Source organism: Actinomycetota bacterium, assembly GCA_019347675.1.
Taxonomy (GTDB): domain Bacteria; phylum Actinomycetota; class Nitriliruptoria; order Nitriliruptorales; family JAHWKO01; genus JAHWKW01.
Map to the genome: position 1 here is coordinate 63,449 of JAHWKW010000016.1, position 19,045 is coordinate 82,493.

The 19,045-nt window shown below is 70.1% G+C and carries 17 protein-coding genes; 6 read left to right on the forward strand and 11 right to left on the reverse strand.

Annotated elements, in window-relative coordinates:
• The first annotated feature begins 206 nt into the window (after window positions 1–206).
• The 4 genes from KY462_12055 to KY462_12070 all read left to right on the forward strand — a co-directional run bounded on the left by KY462_12055 (window position 207) and on the right by KY462_12070 (window position 3,750).
• Window positions 207–485 carry a PqqD family protein gene (locus KY462_12055; protein MBW3578450.1) on the forward strand — a complete coding sequence of 93 codons (279 nt, stop codon included), beginning with the start codon at window positions 207–209 and terminating at the stop codon, window positions 483–485.
• Window positions 475–1,569, forward strand: coding sequence for a nucleotidyltransferase family protein (locus tag KY462_12060; protein ID MBW3578451.1), 1,095 nt, complete (start codon window positions 475–477; stop codon window positions 1,567–1,569). The genes KY462_12055 and KY462_12060 overlap by 11 nt, the downstream gene beginning before the upstream one ends.
• Window positions 1,570–1,977: 408 nt before the next feature.
• Window positions 1,978–2,688, forward strand: coding sequence for a twin-arginine translocation signal domain-containing protein (locus KY462_12065; protein MBW3578452.1), 711 nt, complete (start codon window positions 1,978–1,980; stop codon window positions 2,686–2,688).
• Between the two features lie 189 nt (window positions 2,689–2,877).
• A complete protein-coding gene (locus tag KY462_12070) occupies window positions 2,878–3,750 on the forward strand; it encodes a hypothetical protein (protein ID MBW3578453.1) in 873 nt (290 codons plus the stop codon).
• A gap of 33 nt (window positions 3,751–3,783) precedes the next feature.
• Here the strand turns inward: KY462_12070 and KY462_12075 are convergent, their stop codons facing one another.
• The 11 genes from KY462_12075 to KY462_12125 form a co-directional block, all read right to left on the reverse strand.
• On the reverse strand, window positions 3,784–4,521 hold the full coding sequence (locus KY462_12075; protein ID MBW3578454.1) for a hypothetical protein: 738 nt from the start codon (window positions 4,519–4,521) through the stop codon (window positions 3,784–3,786).
• 97 nt (window positions 4,522–4,618) lie between these two features.
• Window positions 4,619–4,996, reverse strand: a complete 378-nt coding sequence (locus KY462_12080) for a PqqD family protein (GenBank protein MBW3578455.1) — start codon at window positions 4,994–4,996, stop codon at window positions 4,619–4,621.
• Window positions 4,997–4,998: 2 nt separating this feature from the next.
• The gene (locus KY462_12085) at window positions 4,999–6,072 is read right to left on the reverse strand and encodes a nucleotidyltransferase family protein (GenBank protein ID MBW3578456.1); all 1,074 of its coding nucleotides are present in this window, start codon (window positions 6,070–6,072) and stop codon (window positions 4,999–5,001) included.
• Window positions 6,069–6,335 (reverse strand): PqqD family protein, encoded by a 267-nt coding sequence (locus KY462_12090; protein ID MBW3578457.1) that lies wholly within the window; start codon window positions 6,333–6,335, stop codon window positions 6,069–6,071. The genes KY462_12085 and KY462_12090 overlap by 4 nt, the downstream gene beginning before the upstream one ends.
• Window positions 6,332–7,528, reverse strand: a complete 1,197-nt coding sequence (locus KY462_12095; GenBank protein ID MBW3578458.1) for a DegT/DnrJ/EryC1/StrS family aminotransferase — start codon at window positions 7,526–7,528, stop codon at window positions 6,332–6,334. Before KY462_12095 ends, KY462_12090 begins: the two co-directional genes overlap by 4 nt.
• The gene (locus KY462_12100; protein MBW3578459.1) at window positions 7,501–8,922 is read right to left on the reverse strand and encodes a nucleotide sugar dehydrogenase; all 1,422 of its coding nucleotides are present in this window, start codon (window positions 8,920–8,922) and stop codon (window positions 7,501–7,503) included. Before KY462_12100 ends, KY462_12095 begins: the two co-directional genes overlap by 28 nt.
• On the reverse strand, window positions 8,879–10,804 hold the full coding sequence (locus KY462_12105; GenBank protein MBW3578460.1) for a polysaccharide biosynthesis protein: 1,926 nt from the start codon (window positions 10,802–10,804) through the stop codon (window positions 8,879–8,881). Before KY462_12105 ends, KY462_12100 begins: the two co-directional genes overlap by 44 nt.
• Complete coding sequence (locus tag KY462_12110; protein ID MBW3578461.1) at window positions 10,801–11,487, reverse strand: response regulator transcription factor; 687 nt, start codon at window positions 11,485–11,487, stop codon at window positions 10,801–10,803. The genes KY462_12105 and KY462_12110 overlap by 4 nt, the downstream gene beginning before the upstream one ends.
• A complete protein-coding gene (locus tag KY462_12115) occupies window positions 11,484–12,182 on the reverse strand; it encodes a response regulator transcription factor (GenBank protein MBW3578462.1) in 699 nt (232 codons plus the stop codon). The genes KY462_12110 and KY462_12115 overlap by 4 nt, the downstream gene beginning before the upstream one ends.
• Before the next feature lie 154 nt (window positions 12,183–12,336).
• Window positions 12,337–13,296: an NAD-dependent epimerase/dehydratase family protein gene (locus KY462_12120; GenBank protein MBW3578463.1), complete on the reverse strand. Its 960-nt coding sequence runs from the start codon at window positions 13,294–13,296 to the stop codon at window positions 12,337–12,339.
• Between the two features lie 31 nt (window positions 13,297–13,327).
• Window positions 13,328–14,308, reverse strand: coding sequence for an exopolysaccharide biosynthesis polyprenyl glycosylphosphotransferase (locus KY462_12125; GenBank protein MBW3578464.1), 981 nt, complete (start codon window positions 14,306–14,308; stop codon window positions 13,328–13,330).
• Window positions 14,309–14,342: 34 nt separating this feature from the next.
• Between KY462_12125 and KY462_12130 the strand changes: the two genes are divergently transcribed.
• Together KY462_12130 and KY462_12135 are read left to right on the forward strand one after the other, a co-directional pair.
• Window positions 14,343–16,685 (forward strand): cell wall-binding repeat-containing protein, encoded by a 2,343-nt coding sequence (locus KY462_12130; protein ID MBW3578465.1) that lies wholly within the window; start codon window positions 14,343–14,345, stop codon window positions 16,683–16,685.
• Window positions 16,686–17,777: 1,092 nt separating this feature from the next.
• Window positions 17,778–19,043, forward strand: a complete 1,266-nt coding sequence (locus tag KY462_12135; GenBank protein MBW3578466.1) for a right-handed parallel beta-helix repeat-containing protein — start codon at window positions 17,778–17,780, stop codon at window positions 19,041–19,043.
• Window positions 19,044–19,045: the final 2 nt, after the last annotated feature.

A 19,045-nucleotide genomic window follows, 5' to 3' on the forward strand; every position in this document is an offset into this window, starting at 1 on the left:
CTCGGGTCCGGCGAGTTGCTTGGCGCCTCGAGGTTCCCACCACATCCGCCGCCGGGCATCCGAAGCACGCCGTAGCCTGCATACGTTCGTTTTCTCCGTACAGCAGCTCCCGTAGCCGCTCTACCGGCGACGGCCCATCCGCGGTCGCGTGGAACGCCGTACGATCGGGCGCGGCCGCAGCCTGACCGAGGGGGAGGGATGAAGCGATGGAGGACCGGCGGTTCCGCCGCTCGCCCGACGTGGTCTGGCGCAACGTCGGTCGTGACGTGTTGCTGGCGCCCCCCGGCGTGCCCGGCTACGAACTTCTGACCGGCGCCGGCGGACAACTATGGCGAGAGCTCGCCGGGGCGCCCACCGTCGCCGAGCTCACGGGTGCGCTTGCGGTGTTGTTCGGGGTGCCGTCCCACGACATCCTGGCCGACGTCGAGCAGATGGTAAGGACGCTCGCCGCGCAGCAGCTGGTCGAACCGACCGATGGGCTCTGACATCGCCGCCCAGGTGGCGTCCATAGGCTTGGATGTCGCGGGGCCGTCGCTGTCTCCGCCCGCGGACGGCTGGTCGTGGACGCTGGCGGACCTCGGCACCCAACGGTTGACGGGCCTCGCCGTCCGGGCGCTCCTCGAGGGAAGCTGGGACCTCACAGTCCCGCAGGCCGACGCCCTCCTGGACTCCCACCGACACGCCATGTCCCGAACCCTCGACCATGAGCGCGCGCTGGTGACCATCGGCCAGGCGTTCGCCGCGGCGGGCATCGTCAACGTGGTCTTGAAGGGGCCGGCGTTCGCCCACCCCTTCTACCCCGACCCCTCGTGGCGGCCCTTCACCGACCTGGATCTGCTGGTGCCCGGCGACCACTGGGAGCACGCCTGCGCCCTGCTGGAGGAACTCGGCTACGCGCGCGGACAGCCGGAGCCGCGGGCCGGCTTCGACGTCCGGTTCGGGAAGGCCGCCGAACACGTCGACCAGACCGGCGTGACGGTCGACCTGCACCGCACCCTGGTGCTGGGCCCCTTCGGGCTGTGGATTGACCCCGACGCGCTACTCGCCAGGACGGTCCCACTGCCGGTCGGTGCACGGGAATTCCACCGGTTAGACGACACCGGCTCGCTGCTGCACGCCTGCCTACACGCCTCGCTGGGGTGGTGGCCACCCACGCTGCTGTCGCTGCGCGACGTGGCCCAGATCGCCCTGCTCGGCGACATCGACTGGGACCGGTTCCTGACCTGGACCGACCAGTGGCGGCTGCATGCCGTGGTGGTCGACGCGTTCCGGGCCGTCGCGCGCGTCCTGGAGGTTCCCCCGCCCGTGCCCGTGCGTGCCATGCTCGCCGCGCCGGTGTCCCGGCGCGAGCAGCGTCTCATCGCCTGCTATCGGGGCGCCGCCCGCTACCGCGGCGGCCCGGCGTTGGCCACGTTGGCGGCCATCCCCGGACTCCGCGCGAAGCTCGCGTACGTCCATGCCCTGCTCGTCCCGGATCGTCGCTTCCTTGCCGCCCGCAGCGGCGACGGGGAGGCCTCCTACGGGCGACGCTGGTCCGTGCCGATCCGGTGGCTGATGCGGCGACGTTGAGCGGGGGTTGCGCCGTCATGATCGACGCCGCCTGAACACACTGTCTGGCCGGCCTGACGGCCGGCGACCTCGTCACGCCCTCGAACATGACTCGGATGACGCGTCCGAGGTCGTCTTCGGTCGCAGTCCACACCCCAACGTCGCGGACGCCAGGCCATCTTCATCCGCTCACAGTTGCGCCATCCGGAGTATCGAGGCAACCAAGACCCGATATGGACGGACTTCCTGTTTTGCCAAGAACACTAAGCACGTCCCTTCCAGGGGTCTCGTCGCGTCGCGCCGTTTGATGCGTACGAAATCCCCACGGCTCGGCGCGCGAACCTGGCCTGTTCTGGCGATGGTCGCGCTCGGGACGCTGCGTAGCGTCGTACTCACGTCCGGAGAAACCGCGACCCGTGGGGGACAGCTGTGGACACACCAATCAACCAACCAGTCGCCGAGGGGGGGCCGGAGGACCAGAGTCGCCGCGATTTCCTGAAGCGCTCGGCGGTCGCCGGGGCCGTGGCTTGGAGCGCCCCCGCGATCCTGTCCCTGCCAGGAGGTATGTCGTGGGCGGCGCACTACCCCTGTCCGTGCCCGAACTGCGACGCGCAGGCGGCCGCGGCCCGCATCGGCGGCTCGACCCTGGCCGGCGCCGACAACCAGTGCACGTGCGTGGTCAACGCGAGCCTGAGCGCCGGGACGCCCAGTCTGACGGCGCAGGTCGCCTGCGCGGAGGCCGACGACGAGCACTGCACCGCCAGGACGTTCCTCGAGGGGGTGCGCATCCAGATCGCCGAGAACACGTTCATCACGGCCACGACGCTGTCGTCGTGCGTCACCTGCGGCGAGGGCGACGCCTTCGTCGCGGACCTGGCCTTGGAGGTCGACGGCCTCAGCACGAAGCTGCAGATAGACGGCACCTGCAACGCCACCGTCCTCGGTCTCGAGGGTCTGGCGACCGCCGTGTTCAACGAGCAGCAGTGTGACAACGGTGTGCTGACGGTGAACGCCCTGCGGATCACGGTCGACGGCGTCGACGTCATCGTCGGCCAGTCCAGGGCCGGTGGAACCGGCTGCCCGTGCCAGGCGTGCGCTGCCGACCCGCGCTGCGAGCCGCCGAAGCAACGGCTCTGCTGATCGCCTCAGCAGCATCGGCGGAGCGCCGGCCCTGATCGGGGGCCGGCGCTCCGCCGTTCTACGAGGCAGGCGGCCGCGAGGCAGACCGTCCGCCTCGTCCACCCTGCGTAGGCCTGCTAGTACCGCCATCGCAGGGTCCGACGACTTCGGCTCCTTAGCCTCGGTGCCATCCGGAGGCGGCAGCAGGCCATGAACGGACGGGAAGATGACCCCGCGACCTACGAGGCTGCCTTCAGCCTGCTCTCCTACCGTTTCGCCGTTCGCACCGCCTCCCCGTCGTTCGCGTCGCTGATCGACCGGACCTTCGGCTCGTTCCGCACGGAGCAGACGGCCGGGATCCCCACCTACGAGCTCAGCGAGGACACCGCCAGCGATCCTCCACGCTTCCGCGTCGGACGGGCCGGGAACGTGCTCCTCGACACCGACGTCCCGGAGCGGGCGCTGGACGTCTTCGCCTGGGAGGTGATGGACGCGGCCACCAGACGGTGTCACGACCGCGTCCTGATCCACGCCGGGGTCGTCGCACGAGACGGGCAGGGCATCGTGCTGCCGGCCGCATCGGGGTCGGGCAAGACGACGCTGGTGGCCGGGCTGGTCGCCGCCGGGTTCTCCTATCTGTCCGACGAGATGGCCGCCGTGGTCCCCGCCACCGGCCTGGTGGCACCCTTCTCGCTGGCGCTGTCGGTCAAGGCCGGCTCGTTCGACGTGCTGACGGGCCTGCTGCCCGACCTGCCCGCCGACGTGCGGCGCCTGCTCGACGGGCGCGTGCCCGTCCGCGCCGAAGACATCCGCGCCGACGCGCACGGCGCCCCGGTTCCCGCGCGCTTCGTGATCGTCCCCCACTACCAACCGGGCGCCCGCACCCGCCTGCAGCCGACCACGCGGGCTCAGGGACTCGGCGAGCTGGTGCGCAACGCCTTCAACCTCGACCGGTTCGGGCGGGCCGGCTTCGAGACACTCGCCCGGGTCGTTCGCAAGGCGTCCTGCTACCGGCTGACCGTGAGTGACCTGGACACGGCCGTCCGCACCGTCACCGAGATCGTCGCCGACGCGACCGCCTGACCCGATCCGATCCTGGTCGCCGGCCGCGGACGATCAGTCGGCGACCGCCGCCCCGAGGTCGCGGATCGCCACCGGCACCGAAGCCGGGAGCACCGCCACCGGGACCGTACCGAGGATCCCGGTGAGAGCATCCAGGGCCCGCTGGGGACCAACGGCATCCAGGTCGCGCGCGAGGCCCGCCGCCTGTGCCAGCAGCTGACCACGCGTACGCTCCTGTTCCGTCGTCCAGACCACGACCGGGTAGCGCCCGGCCGGCACTGATGCGCCGTCCGGGCCGGGCGGGAGCAGCTCCAGGGCCGACCACTCCACGGTCAGCGCCGGCTCGGGTACGACCAGCTCGCCGGTGTCCGGATCCAGCTCCACCCCGGTGTCGACGAGCCTCAGCCCGGCGTCGGCCAGCCGCCGCTCGTGTGCGACCAGTTCGCGGGCGAAGCGGCGGGGGACGATCGCCGCACCGGCCGGGCCGACGACCGCGCCCGTCTTCAGACGCAGGGCGGCACCGTCGGAGCCACGGACGTGGTCGGACAGCCGGGCGATCAGCGCGTGCACCGCCCGTTGGGGCGAGGCGGTACGGACCGTCAGCGACCCGCCGGTGAACAGCAGGTGCAGCGCGCGCCCGGAGCGGGTCGTGGGTGCGTCGTCCAGGTGCAGCGAGTAGTTGGCCGGTGCGTCGTCGTCGTCGACGAGGTGGGCACCCAGTAGCCGACGCAGGAAAGTCTCGGCGGTGGCGCTGCCGGCACGTAGGCCGACGTTGTAGTCCCCCGCCCGCACGGTGATCGATGCCGCCCAGACCAGGCGGTCCGCCGCGTTGCCTCACCCGTGGGGCGGCACCGCCAGGTAGCGGAGCCTGGGAAGTGACTCGGTGCGCTCAGCAGTCCTCATCAACATCTCCCGCCTCGTGGGGACCGACCTGGTGAGCCGCGGTCTCGTCGGGGTCCGCGGCGACCCCCTCCAGCAGCCCCTGCCGCCCGAGCTCCCGGGCCAGATCCAGGAGGTCGTTGAGCACCACGGCAGGCTCGACCGAGAACGCCTCCGCCAGTTCGACCGCGAGCTCAGCCAGGCTGATCGTCCCGTCCAGGCAGGTCCACACGATGGTCGCGGTCGGGTTCAGGGTGTGCAGGGTCCGCCGGTGCTCGTCGTAGATCACCGTCTCGCCATCCAGCTCGACGCTGGTGAGGCCCGGACGGGGACGGGGCACGAACGACGCGTGCAGGGCCTCGGGCAGGATCTCGTGTGTCGTGCTCATCGTTACCTTCTCCCTCGATGGGTGCTCGGTCGGCCTCGACCGGAGCCGACGTGGTCCTGCAACGGGCGCAGGAAGGGCGTCCCGAGCGTCCGTCGGCGGACGGCACGTAGGCGATCCAGCGCACGCGCCGTCAGGCCGACGGCTCCGCGGAAGCCGTGCAGTGCACGTCGTTCGTAACGGTCGGGCTGGTAGCGCAGCGCCCACACGGACAGCGGGACGATGTCCGCCAGGGCGAAGCACTCCCAGGTCGTTCGGACGGCCTTGGCCACGGCAACCTCGCCCGACCGGGACAGGGACGCCGCGGCCAGGACCAAGTCGCCATCCACCGATCCGCCCAGCACCAGCTCGGCCACGTCGCGCAGCGCGGACAGGCGAGGTTGAGCGCCGATCGTCGCGTCGTAGCAGGCGTACAGGAAGCTCTGCTCCGGTGCCAGCGTCCGCAGCACCCTGCCCCCAACGGTGAACTCGGTCTCGTCGCCGAACAGGCGGTCGTCGTCAACCGAGCGTCCGAAGACGTCGTGCGCGCGCCTGAAGTGCAGGTCGACCTCCAACTCGTCTGCCCATCGCAGAGCCACCCCCTGGGCGTGGCGGGACCCTACGCCGACCCAACGCAGGCGGGGGGTCGGCCGGAAGCCCTGCGACTCGAGCAGCGCCGGCGCCCGGTCGACGTGGTCCGAGGGGATCAGCACATCGACGTCGCCGTACACCCGTACCGAGGCGTCGGCGTAGGTCGTGTGGGCCAGCGCGGGTCCCTTCAGCACCCTGTGGTCGATGCCCGCGTCGTCCAAGCACGCCGTGACGCGCAGGAGCAGCCGCTCGAGGCGCACCGTGTGGGCCAGCGCGCAGGTGTGCAGCTCCACGGCCTGATCGAACTGGTCCGGGGTCGCCGGGAACGCGCCCGCCGCGATGGCGTCCACGAGGTGGCCGGGAAGGCGATGCGTGGCCACTGTCGCGAGGAACCGGTCCCATACCCGATGCCTCAACGCTTCGTCGGGGGCCCGTAGGCAGCTGCCCACCAATCCGTGGGCGGCGACCGCGATGACGGCCTCCTGTGCCACCAGCATGGGCCCGCTCACGGGATCCGCCTCACTGCCCGGAGTCGCTCGAGGTCCTCGAGGAACGGCAGCAGGTCGCGGGCGACCTGCTCGGGCCGTTCGCGGTAGGTCTGCGCGAGCGCGACGATCATGTCGTCCAGCACGGCGGGAACGGCCAACCGTTGCCACACCTCGGCCCCCGCACCCCGGATCCTGAAGGGCTCTTCCCGCCCGGGTGGCAACAGCACCACCGTGTCGTGGGTGCGGTGCCACAGCACCTCGTCGACACGGGTCCACACGATCACCGCAACGCCAGGCGGACTTCGGTGGCGTGTGCCTGGATGGCGGCGATCGCGGCGGTCACCGCGTCGATGGTCGGCGTCGTCATGTGCGACCAGAGCGGCAAGGTGAGCACCTGCCGTGACCGCGTGTCGGTCACCGGAAGCTGCTGGGCCGGAGCGAGGTGCGCGTAGGCCTTCTGCCGGTGGACCGGGGGATGGTAGTAACGGCGGGTGTCGATTCCCTCGCGGCTCAACGCGGCGGCCAGCTCGGCGGCGGTCGCCCCGAACGTGTCGCCGTCCACGATGATGGTCAGATCCTTCACCGTCGAGGTGTCCCCGGGCCGGACCGCTGGGAACGCGACCCCCGGCACGTCACGCAGCCCCCGGCGGAGCCTTCCGGCGAGTTGGTTGCGCCGTCTGACCCGTTCGTCCAGTCGGGCCAACGACTGCAGCGCGACGACCGCGTGCAGTTCGGACATGCGCGCGTTCAGTCCGGGGAACAGGCAGTCGTAGTCGCCTGGGTTACCGTAGTCGCGCCCCAGCCGGCACCACTCGGCCAGCGCATCGTCATTGGTGGCGATCAAGCCGCCCTCGCCGGCGACGGTCACCTTCGTGGGGCTGAGGCTGAACACCTCGGCGACTCCCGATCCCCCGACCGGGCGGCCGGCGCGTCGGCTGCCAAGGGCGTGGGCGGCATCGTAGATCAGCGGGATGCCTGCGGCGTCGGCCAGGCGACCCAGCCGTTCGACGGCGCATGGGGTGCCGTAGAGGTGCACGGCCACCAGGGCGGCGGCACCCTCGATCCGCCTGGCAGCGTCGTCGGGGTCCAGCGTGAGGGAATCCGCATCGACGTCGGCGAAGCTGAGGCTGCCACCGGCCCAGTGGGCCGCGTGCACGGTCGCCGCGAAGGTGAAGCTGGGAAGCACCACTCGTCCTCCCGGGACGCACGACCGCAGCACGAGCATGAGACCCGCTGTGCAGCTGGCAACCGCAACGACGTGACGCACACCCAGGTAGCGCGCGGCCTCCTCCTCCAGCCGGCGAACCATGGGTCCGTCGGTGAGCACGCCACTGTCGAGCACCTCCCGCAGGCGGGTGGCGACCGCAGCCGTGTCCCCGAGGTCGGGTCGCACCAGTGGGAGCCCGTCAGGGAACCGTGGAGGGCCTCCCAGGGCGGCTGGCACCGGGCTCACAGCACGACCACCCGGTCCAGGCACGTCCCGCCGGCACGCAGCCGGCCGGTCGCGTTGCGCGCATCGAACAGCAGCCGCGAACAGGCAACGATCTGTTCGATGTCGTACGTTCCGTGCGGCGTGAGCAGGGCGACGCAGTCCGCCGCAAGCAGGGCCGCGTCGTTCACGGCCGAGCGTTCCAGCACGGTCCCGTCGAGCTTGAGCCGGTCCACGAACGGGTCGTGGAAGCGCACCTTGGCGCCGTTGCGGAGGAGCCGCCTCAGCACCTGGACCGCGGCCGACTCGCGCAGGTCGCCAACGTCGGGCTTGTAGGTCACCCCCAGGGCCAGGACATCGGCACCGCGAACCGCGAGACTGTGCGCGTTCAGCGCCTCGCCGATCCGGTTCGCCACGTACACAGGCATGTCGATGTTGATGTCCTGTGCGAGCTCGAGCAGACGGAAGCGGCGACCCGTGGCGTGACGCGACTGCCAGGCCAGGTACTGGGGGTCCAGCGGGATGCAGTGGCCGCCGACGCCCGGGCCGGGCTGGAACGCCATGAAGCCGAACGGTTTCGTCGCAGCGGCCTCGATCACCTCCCACACGGCGATGCCCTGCTCGGCGCAGACGGTCGCGAGTTCGTTGACGAGGGCGATGTTGACCATCCGGAAGGTGTTCTCGAGGAGCTTCGCGAGCTCGGCGGCGCGGCAGCTCGACAGGATGTGCACCTCGTCGGTGATGCGCGCGTAGAAGTCGGCCGCGGCCTCCGCGGCCTCGGGCGTGACCCCCGCGACGATCCTGGGGGTGTTGGCGAGGCCGTACTTGCGGTTGCCGGGATCGATCCGTTCCGGCGAGTATGCGACCAGCAGGTCGTGGCCCGTACGCAGCCCGCCCCGCTCGAGCAGGGGCGTCACGATCTCCTCGGTCGTGCCCGGGTAGGTGGTCGACTCGAGGATGACCAGCGCCCCCGGCCGCAGATGGGGTGCGACGGCCGCCGCCGCGGCTTCGACGGCGGAGAGGTCGGGCCGGTGGTCCACGACGGGCGTCGGCACGCAGATCAGCGTGACATCCGCTTCAGAGGCGACCTCCGCCTCGGTCCCGAAGGTCAGCCGGCCGGTCTCCACCGCCAGAGCGAACGTGGGTTCGTCGACTGCGGGCACGGCGAGCCGACCCGCGGCGAGCGCGCGGACGCGTTCCACGTCGCGGTCGACCCCATGGACCCGCAGGCCGGCGGTCGCTGCGGCAGCGGCCACGCTGAGCCCGACGTAGCCCTGCCCGACGACGCACACGGTCGGTTTGCGGTCCGCCGTCGGGTGCCCCCGCTGGTCACTCGTGGCCGACCTCACGTGGCGTGCGCGTCCTGAGGGTGAGGGCGCGCGAACGTCGGGTCGGTGGTCAGTCGGTCGCACGCAGTGACCCCACGGTCGAGACGGTGGCATCGGCGGCGGTGCCGGTGGGCACTCGCAGAACGGTGCCCGGCGTGGCGGCCAGGTCGTGCAGTTCGTTGGTCGCGGCGTCCTGGTCGTCGGCGTCGGCTGCTTCACGCAGTCTCCCGAGACCCTCGTGCAGGCACTCGTCGTCGAGCAGGGCCGGGTGCAGCACCATGATCGACGGGTGTGGTGTGGGCGCCGGCGTCTCGTCCGGCAGGAACAGGTCCTCGGTGAGCTTCTCACCGGGTCGTGGACCGATGATCCGGACGGCGACGTCGGTGCCGACCCGGTGACCGGACAGGCGGATCATGCGCTGGGCGAGGTCGACGATGCGGATCGGTTCCCCCATCTCCAGCATGAAGATCTCGCCACCCTCGGCGAACACCGCCGACTGCAGCACCAGCTGGACGGCCTCGGTGATGCTCATGAAGAAGCGGGTCATGCGCGCGTCGGTCACCGTCACGGGGCCCCCACGTTCGATCTGGTGCGTGAAACGTGGCACCACGCTGCCGCGGCTTCCCAGGACGTTGCCGAACCGCACACCGCAGTAGTGTCGGCCGGGTCCGCTGTGGGACAGCGCGATCTGCTCGGCGACGCGCTTCGAGGCCCCCATGACGCTCGACGGGCGTACCGCCTTGTCGGTGGAGATGAGCACCAGACGCTCCACGCCGTGACGGGTGGCGGCGTTGACCACGTTGGCGGTCCCTAGCACGTTGGTCCGGATCGCCTCGCAGGGATGGCGTTCCAGCAGCGGGACGTGCTTGTGGGCGGCGGCGTGGAAGACGACTTCGGGGCGAAGGCGTGCGATCAGACGGTCGATGACCTCGCGGTCCCGGATGTCGGCGAGGAGTTCGACGCAGCGGTCATCCAACGCCCCGGCAGCGTCGTACAGGTGGGTCTCGTCGTGGTCCAGGAGCAGTAGCTCGGCGGGGCGGCACGCAGCCACCTGGCGGGCGATCTCCGCTCCGATCGATCCTCCGCCGCCGGTGATCAGGACCCGACGGTCCGCGAGCAGCGTGGACACCGCCTCCAGGTCGGTGGTGATCTGCTTGCGTCCCAGGAGGTCGCTCAGGCGCAGATCCCGCACGTCGGTGACGGTGGCGCGACCCTCGACGAGCTCGCCGATGCTGGGCACGGTGCGCACCGGGACACCGGCGTCATCGGCAGCCTCCGCGACGGTTCGCACCAGTTCGGCGTCGGCGGACGGGACCGCCAGCAGGATCTCCTCGGCCCGGACGGCGCCCACCACCTCTGCCAGCTCGCCGGTACCGGCGACGATCGGCACGCCGTGTAGGGACCGTCCCTGCTTGCGGGGGTCGTCGTCGACGGCCACGACCGGGAGCGGACCGTCGCCGGCTTCGAGCATGCCTCGGACGAGGGCGGCCCCCGCCTCACCGGCGCCGACGACGATCACCCGCCGTGACCGCGGGGTCTCGCGTCGGCGGAAGGCCAACAACCGGGACTGGAACCGCATCGCGCCACCGAGCAGGACGGTGAACGCCGCTCCGAGAACGAGCACCGAGATCGGGATCGACCTGCCTCCGCTCAGAGACACGCCAGCCAGGGCGGCCAACGTGCCGGCCCCGGCCAGCACCACACGGCGGGCCTCCTGGATCCCGGCGTGCCGCCACATCTCCCCGTACAGACCCCCGATCCAGTTCGCGACCAGATGGGCCGCCACCGCAGCGGGCAGGAACCAGTGGAAGGCCTCTCCGTAGTGGGCGGGGATCTGTCCGTCGAAGCGGATGGCGAGGATCGTGGTGTAGGAGACCGCCGCCGCCAGGCCGTCGAACACCGCCAGGACGAGGTCCGCCCGCAGGCGCACGGACCGGGCCGCCAGGGCGGCCGCCAGCTCTCGTGAGCTGTGCCCACCCCGGGACCGCAGGCTCACCGGCACGTTCCGGCCGGGGTAGGCAGGAGCTCGGTCCAGCCGCTGGTCACCGCCAGCGCCGTTGCCTCGAGGCGCGAATGCACCCCGAGCTTGCCTATCAGGTTCTGGATGTGGGTGCGTGACGTCTCGGGTGAGATCCCCATTTCGGCGGCGATGGTGTCGCGGTCGCAGCCGGCCACGAGCAGGCCCAGCACCTCCTTCTCGCGCCCGGTCAGGTCGATGAATCGCTGCAGCGACCGGTGAGCGGCCCGCCGTCGGACGATGAGGTCGCGGAGCAGCGATCCGAGCAGCAGTGGGGGCACCACCGTCTCCCCGCGGTGAATGCGCCGCATCGCCGAGACCAGCTTGTCGATGCCGCCGCCGAACGTGACGTAGCCGTCGGCGCCGGCTTCGACCGCCTCGAGCAGGAGCGCCGGTTCCTCCCGGTCGGCCAGGACCAGGACGTGGGTGCCGTCGACGGTGCGCTTGATCTGCTCACAGGCCGCCACGGCGGACAGGCGGGGCAGACTCGGGCGCAGGACCACGATGTCGGGGGCGGTCCGCTGCGCGTCGAGGACCGCATGCCGTCCGTCACCGGTCGCGGCGACGACGGTCAGGTCCGGCTCCGCTGCGAGGGTGTCGGCCAGGCACTCGCGCATCAGGAGATGCTCGTGGGTCACCAGCACGGTCGTGGCCGGGCTCACTGGCGCTCCCCATTACCCGCGTCGGCCACCGCGCCGGGAGCGGGCCGAAGTCCCGCCTGCAGCGCCACGGCAACGGCCTCCAAGCGGGTGTGGACGCCCAGCTTCCCGAAGATGTTCTGGAGGTGTGTGCGGACGGTGTGCCGGGAGATGCCGAGCCGCATGGCGATCCCGGCGGCGGTGACGCCCGACATGAGCTCTCGGAGCACCTCGAGTTCACGCGGCGTCAGCTCGCTCGTGGGGGGAGGGGACGCCTCGGTCGTCCCCGCGGGACGCAGACGCCTAGCGGCGGCCTGGGCAGCCGTGCGCTCACCGTTCAGGACCGCGGCCAGATCGTCCAGCGACACGTACGGTGCGAGGCGTTCGGCGCGGTCGGCGTTGGCCTGCGCGTGGTGGCCCTCGGATGTGTCGAGCAACAGCAGGCGGACGTCGGGCAGCCGGCTCCGTAGTTCAGCAACGTCGACGCTGTGGTCGATGATGATGGTGCCGACCGCCTGCCCTTGGACCTCGTCGGCCACCCGTGCGGGGTCGGACGGACCGGCGATGACACGAAAGCCGCGGCTGCGGAGGGCGGCCACCAGCGTGCCACGCGTGAGCGGCTGAGCCACCGCCACCATGACCGGCCGGGTCGCCGCCTGCGGATCCGGATCGCCCTTCGCCGCCAGCGGCGCCGCTGTCGAACGCCTGCCTGGGGTCACCGCGCTCGGTCCCCTCCATCGACTCTACTCAGCGTCAGCCGTTGCCAGGGTGACAGCGCCGTACTGGGCGGAGCAGTGACATCCGTCCCGCTGGGCTGGCGTTCAGAACCGTCCGCATCGCTCGAAATAGGTCAATCGAGGCGTGTGGCTGCTCTCACGCGACGGTCGGTTCGGTTACGTGTGCGTCGCTGCGCATCCACTCCACGGTCGCCCGCAGCCCGGCCGCGAAATCCACGGGGGACACGTCGGGGAACAGGGTGCGCAGCTGACCCTGATCGGCCTGCGAGTGTGCCACGTCCCCGGGGCGAGGAGGCCGGTGCTCGATCCGCAGTCGCCTGCCGAGCAGATCCTCGAGGACGGCGACGACCTCTAGGAGGTCGCGGCGTGAACCGAAGGCGAGGTTGACCGGCCGGGGACTGGTGACCCGTCGACGGACCGCGTCGGCGATCACGTCGGCGACGTCGCCGACGAAGGTGAAGTCGCGTGTCTGTCGTCCGTCGCCGTTGACGGGCAGGGGCCTGTCCGCCAGAGCGGCGTCCACGAACGTCGGGACGACCGCGGCGTAGGCGTGTCCGGCCGGCTGGAAGGGCCCGAACACGTTGAAGAAGCGGAATGCCAGCACCGGGACGCCGAAGCTGTGGCCGTACGCCAGGGCGTAGGCTTCGCTGGCGAGCTTGCTGGCGGCGTACGGGCTCAGCGGGGCGGGTGCGAGTCGTTCGTGCTTCGGCAGGGTCGCCTCCGCCCCGTACACCGACGACGACGACGCCAGGACGGCGTGCGGGCAGCCCGCCCGCCGGACCGCTTCGAGCACCTCCACAGTGCCGGTCGCGTTCACGCGGTGGCTGGCCAGCGGGTCCTCCAGCGAGCGGGGGACCGACGGTCGTGCAGCCAGGTGGACCACCGCCGCGGCGCGTTGCAGTGCCGCGTCCAGCGTGGCGGGGTCGAGGATGGAGCCCTGGATCAACTGGCAGCGGTCCACGCCATGGAGGTTCGCCCGGGAGCCGGTCGACAGGTCATCAACCACAGTGACGAGGTCGGCGATCCCGGTGGCCAGGAGCGTCCGAACCACGTTCGCACCGATGAAACCGGCTCCGCCGGTCACCACGACTTTCACACCGGGCCCCTTCGGCTGCGTCGGGGGACCCTCAGTACGCACCGCGGCCGGACAGCACGGCCGGGACCGTCAGCAGCAGCAGCTTCAGGTCCAGGCCCAGCGACCAGTTGGCGATGTAGTCCAGATCCATGTCCACCCAGCTGGCGAAGTCGACGTCGGAGCGACCACTCACCTGCCAGGTGCACGTGATGCCGGGCTTGACTGCCAACCGATCCCGCTCCCGTGGCGTGTAGTGGGCGACCTCCCGCGGCAGGGGGGGACGCGGCCCCACCAGGCTCATATCGCCGCGCAGCACGTTGACCAGTTGGGGCAGCTCATCCAGGCTGCACTTGCGCAGGATGCGACCGACGGGCGTCACGCGAGGATCGTCGCGCATCTTGAACACCGGTCCGGTGCCCTGGTTGTGGTCCACCAACTGGGCCAGGCTTGCTTCCGCGTCGCGGTACATCGACCGGAATTTCCACATCGTGAACGGCCGCCCTCGTTCGCCGCAACGCTCCTGCCGGTACAGCGCACCGCCTCGGGATGTGACCAAGACAGCCAGCGCCACAACGGTGAGCACCGGGGCCAGCACAACGAGGAGCGTGAGACTGCCGAACACGTCGATGGTGCGCTTGGCCGCCAGTTGCCACCCGGACGCCCCAACTAGCCCTCTGGGCCCGAGAACCACGGTGGCGGCAGACGACCTGAGGGGGATCCCGTTCGGGAGTGCGGGGCGGCCCGGGGTGCCCAGAACGCCGACGGGCCGGTCGTCGAGCGTGATGATGAGCTCGGGGGCATCCGACACGGTCGCGAAGTCCTCCACGCGCCCTCCGGTCGTCTGCGGAACGTGTCGGGTCTGTTCCGTGCCGTGAGTACAGGACCCGCGGGCACTGGCAAATAGAGGCAGGTGTCCCACTTGGTCCCGACAGTGGGACAGGTGTCCCCGTTCGGTGCGGACGGTGGCCGCCGTGCGCGAGCGCTCAAGGTGCTTAGGTGCCCCTCCGATTACTGCACGTATGCATAGAGTCACACTGAGTTATGACCACCGCGGGGGAGATCACAGCATGGATGCCGACCGTCCGACCCGTCTCCGTCGTCGCCTTGCCGTGACCATCTTCGCTCTGGCGGCCGTCCTCGGGAGTACGGCGACCGGAAGTGCCGGCACGGCCGGTCAAGCGGGGGAGCAGCCGCCCCATCAGCGGATCCAAGGGGCCGATCGCTACGCCACGAGCGCTGCTGTGTCGAAATCCGGCTTCGAAGGCCCCCAGACGGTCGCTCTGCTTGCGCGTGGCGACGACTACCCGGACGCCTTGTCGTCAGCCGGGCTCGCCGGTGCGCTCGATGCCCCGATCCTGCTCACCGACCGCCAGGTGCTCCCGGAAGTGACTAGACGAGCATTGACAGAACTCGGCGTCGAGAAGGTGATCATCGTCGGTGGCGACACGGCCGTCGCTCCGACCCTGGCGCGAGTACTCGACGAGAGCTACGCGATCGAGCGGATCTCAGGATCCGATCGCTACGCGACCGCAGCAGCTGTCGCCCGCGCCTTGAAGCAGGCCAGCGGGGTCGGAGCACTTGAAGGACGGCGGACGGCTCTCATCGCGAGCGGGACCAACTTCCCCGACGCGCTAGCAGCGGCCTCTTTGTCGTTCGCACAGCGGCTTCCGGTTCTCCTCTCCGCCCGGGAGCACCTTCCCGCAGAGACCGCGCGTGCGCTCGTCGAGCTCGACATCGAACGCGCCGTGCTGCTCGGTGGGCCCGCAGCTGTAGCGGACAGGGTTCGCGCGGACATCGCCAAGCTGGGGATCGGAACCGAGCGGATCGGCGGTGCGGACAGGTTCGCGACCGCGGTGGAGCTGGCACGTCGCACGGTGAAGGTGGCGGGCCGGGCCGGATCGGTGGTGGTGGTGCGCGGTGACACGTTCCCGGACGCGCTCTCCGCCGGTCCGCTGGCAGGGAACGCGCTCGCGCCGATCGTCCTGAGCGCCGGCTCGCAGACGTTGGGTGACGCGACCGAGGTCTGGCTACGTGAGAGCTGTGCTTGGATCGCCACCGCCACGGTCATCGGAGGCCCCGCCGCCGTATCGGATGACGTGGTGGCGGCAGCCACGCGAGCGGGCACCTGTCCCTCGACGAACCTGTTGTCGGATCCGCAGCACGGTTTCGAGTCGGGTGTGGACGGCTGGAGCCCCCAGGGCAACTCCACGCTGCAGGCCGGCACCGTGGCGTCGACCGGCAGCGGGTCGCTGCGGGTCAATGTGGACCCGTCGGGGTCATGGCCCGACGACACCCTCACCGCCCGCGCCGGGACGGTCCCTGGCACCAACGGTGTGCCGATCACCGCCGGTCACACCTACCGGGGATGGTTCGACGTGACGCCGGCCAAGGACACCGCCCCCTCCCCGGTACGCTGCGAGTTGCGCTGGTACGACCCGGCCGGCCAGATCGTCTCGACCCACACGTCGGCGACGATGGTCGATGAGGTCGCCGGGCAGTGGATGACCCCGACCTGCGAGGCGACCGCACCGAGCGGTGCCGCGTACGCCGGCCTGCGGGTGTTCGTCGCTGAGGCCGACCAGGGCGAGGTCCACTACCTCGACAACGCCTGGCTGGTCGACCTCAAAGGATCCGGGAGCGGTCCCACCCCCGAACGGCCACCATCCGATGCGGCCAGCCCCTCTCCAGGTGGAGAGTGGCCCGATGCTGGTAGCACCGGTGTCCCATCTGGCGTGCCTCTCACAGCATCCGGGTCGATCACGGTCACCGAAGGAGGTGCCATCGTCGACGCTAAGGACGTCGTGGGCTGCATCAACATCGCCGCGCACAACGTCACTGTCCGACGCACCCGTGTGACCATGACGGCTGGCGGGGCTGGTTGCACGTACCCGATCCGGGTCATGTCTGGCTACGCCGGTGCGGTGATCGAAGACGTCGAGATCGATGGCACCAGCACGGTCGGGGTGGCGATCTGCTGTGAGGAGTTCACGGTTCGCCGAGCCAATATCCACCACTCTATGGACGGGATCCGCGTGAACGGCAACAACCTGGTGGAGGATTCGTACATCCACAGCCTCGTCGTTCGTGAGGGCAGCCACAACGACGGGATCCAGTCCACCGGCGGACGCAACATCATCATCCGCCATAACCACATCGACAACCGCAACCCCCAGACCTCTGCGATCCTGATCGCCCCGAGCATCCGCCCGCTCGTGAACGTCACCGTGGAGAACAACCTTCTCCGCGGCGGGGGCTACACCCTGTACTTCTTCGACCGATCGGGCACCGTACGCGGGAACCGCTTCGACCGGTCCCACCGGTACGGAGCCGTTCACAGCGATAGCTACGCTGGCGTCTGGTCCGACAACGCCTACCTCGACAAGACCCGACTGAACTGCCCCGCCTGCTGACCCCTACTGAACCACCAAGTTCGATCTCCGTTGTTGCTGTGGTTCATGCGGCCCTGGTGGGCCCGTCCGGTCGGTCGGCCGAGTTACCTGACCCTGACGACAGCGGCTGGTTGCCGCGACACACTGAGGAGTGGACAGGAGGTCGCCTCGTCGAGCGCCTGGCGCGTCCGACCATCTTGAGGGTCTTCCCACCCTCCTTCTTGGAACGTCGCTATCGGCGGACCGCGTCCGGTACGACAACGTAGCGCTGTAGCCCTCGCCGATGATCTGCTCACAGCGGCTCGATGTGGGCCGCCCCTTGTGGGCCATCTGACCGTTCACCGTCGGTGTCACCGAGCTCGGACGCTCGAGGGCCACTCCCTCGCCGTAGAGCGCGACCGCCGCCCTCCCGGCGGCACGGGACCCATCGAGGTTCGCCGCGGCGGTGGCGTGCCCGCCCGAGGCCGTCGGGACGAGCACGACCAACAGCCTCAGTCGGAACTCGGCCGTCTCGGGCGGAGGACCACGACCTCCGGTTCGACGCGAGCCGTGACAATGCGCCCCGGCTCGCTAGGATCAGTCCGGATTGGGGGCGCTTCCATCCTGGGCAAGGGGACGAACCGGTTGCTAGCGTCGTTGGAACAGATCCCTGAGTAGCGTGGGCCAAGCGCCGTGCGTGCCTGCTCGGAGACTCAAACAGCTCGGCGCGGCATCCCCAACGGAGTGGATTTGGCGCGTTTGTTCTTTACGACCATCGTGGTTGTCGGCGTCGTGGGCGGTCTGATCCCATGGGCTAGCGGAACTCCAGCCGGTTCCACTGGTTTCACCGACGTCCAGCAGAGAGATCCTGTCGAGACGCAACCAACCAGCGATAGCCTGCAAGGCGTTGCCGGGCCGACTCCGGGTCCGATGAGCCTCGACACCAACAGAGTTGTCGATGCACCGGCTAGGCGCCAAACCGCTCGTGCCGATGGGATGATCGGTGCTTTGGACTCAGCAGTCGCACGAGACGCCTACGGGGATCCGTCACCGTCGCGGTCGACTGCACGATCGCCGGGACCGGACCCCTCACGGGGACCAGTCAAGAGCAACGAAGCTCCCAACGGGAACCTGTTGTCGGATCCGCAGCACGGTTTCGAGTCGGGTGTGGACGGCTGGAGCCCCCAGGGCAACTCCACGCTGCAGGCCGGCACCGTGGCGTCGACCGGCAGCGGGTCGCTGCGGGTCAATGTGGACCCGTCGGGGTCATGGCCCGACGACACCCTCACCGCCCGCGCCGGGACGGTCCCTGGCACCAACGGTGTGCCGATCACCGCCGGTCACACCTACCGGGGATGGTTCGACGTGACGCCGGCCAAGGACACCGCCCCGTCCCCGGTACGCTGCGAGTTGCGCTGGTACGACCCGGCCGGCCAGATCGTCTCGACCCACACGTCGGCGACGATGGTCGATGAGGTCGCCGGGCAGTGGATGACCCCGACCTGCGAGGCGACCGCACCGAGCGGTGCCGCGTACGCCGGCCTGCGGGTGTTCGTCGCTGAGGCCGACCAGGGCGAGGTCCACTACCTCGACAACGCCTGGCTGGTCGACCTCAAAGGATCCGGGAGCGGTCCCACCCCCGAACGGCCACCATCCGATGCGGCCAGCCCCTCTCCAGGTGGAGAGTGGCCCGATGCTGGTAGCACCGGTGTCCCATCTGGCGTGCCTCTCACAGCATCCGGGTCGATCACGGTCACCGAAGGAGGTGCCATCGTCGACGCTAAGGACGTCGTGGGCTGCATCAACATCGCCGCGCACAACGTCACTGTCCGACGCACCCGTGTGACCATGACGGCTGGCGGGGCTGGTTGCACGTACCCGATCCGGGTCATGTCTGGCTACGCCGGTGCGGTGATCGAAGACGTCGAGATCGATGGCACCAGCACGGTCGGGGTGGCGATCTGCTGTGAGGAGTTCACGGTTCGCCGAGCCAATATCCACCACTCTATGGACGGGATCCGCGTGAACGGCAACAACCTGGTGGAGGATTCGTACATCCACAGCCTCGTCGTTCGTGAGGGCAGCCACAACGACGGGATCCAGTCCACCGGCGGACGCAACATCATCATCCGCCATAACCACATCGACAACCGCAACCCCCAGACCTCTGCGATCCTGATCGCCCCGAGCATCCGCCCGCTCGTGAACGTCACCGTGGAGAACAACCTTCTCCGCGGCGGGGGCTACACCCTGTACTTCTTCGACCGATCGGGCACCGTACGCGGGAACCGCTTCGACCGGTCCCACCGGTACGGAGCCGTTCACAGCGATAGCTACGCTGGCGTCTGGTCCGACAACGCCTACCTCGACAAGACCCGACTGAACTGCCCCGCCTGCTGACC

Bases quoted from the DNA above. Each gene is read 5' to 3' on its own strand.
- KY462_12055 (MBW3578450.1), top strand. From the start codon at position 207: ATGGAGGACCGGCGGTTCCGCCGCTCGCCCGACGTGGTCTGGCGCAAC.
- KY462_12060 (MBW3578451.1), top strand. From the start codon at position 475: ATGGGCTCTGACATCGCCGCCCAGGTGGCGTCCATAGGCTTGGATGTC.
- KY462_12070 (MBW3578453.1), top strand. From the start codon at position 2,878: ATGAACGGACGGGAAGATGACCCCGCGACCTACGAGGCTGCCTTCAGC.
- KY462_12080 (MBW3578455.1), bottom strand. From the start codon at position 4,996: ATGAGCACGACACACGAGATCCTGCCCGAGGCCCTGCACGCGTCGTTC.
- KY462_12100 (MBW3578459.1), bottom strand. From the start codon at position 8,922: ATGCCACCGTCTCGACCGTGGGGTCACTGCGTGCGACCGACTGACCAC.
- KY462_12130 (MBW3578465.1), top strand. From the start codon at position 14,343: ATGGATGCCGACCGTCCGACCCGTCTCCGTCGTCGCCTTGCCGTGACC.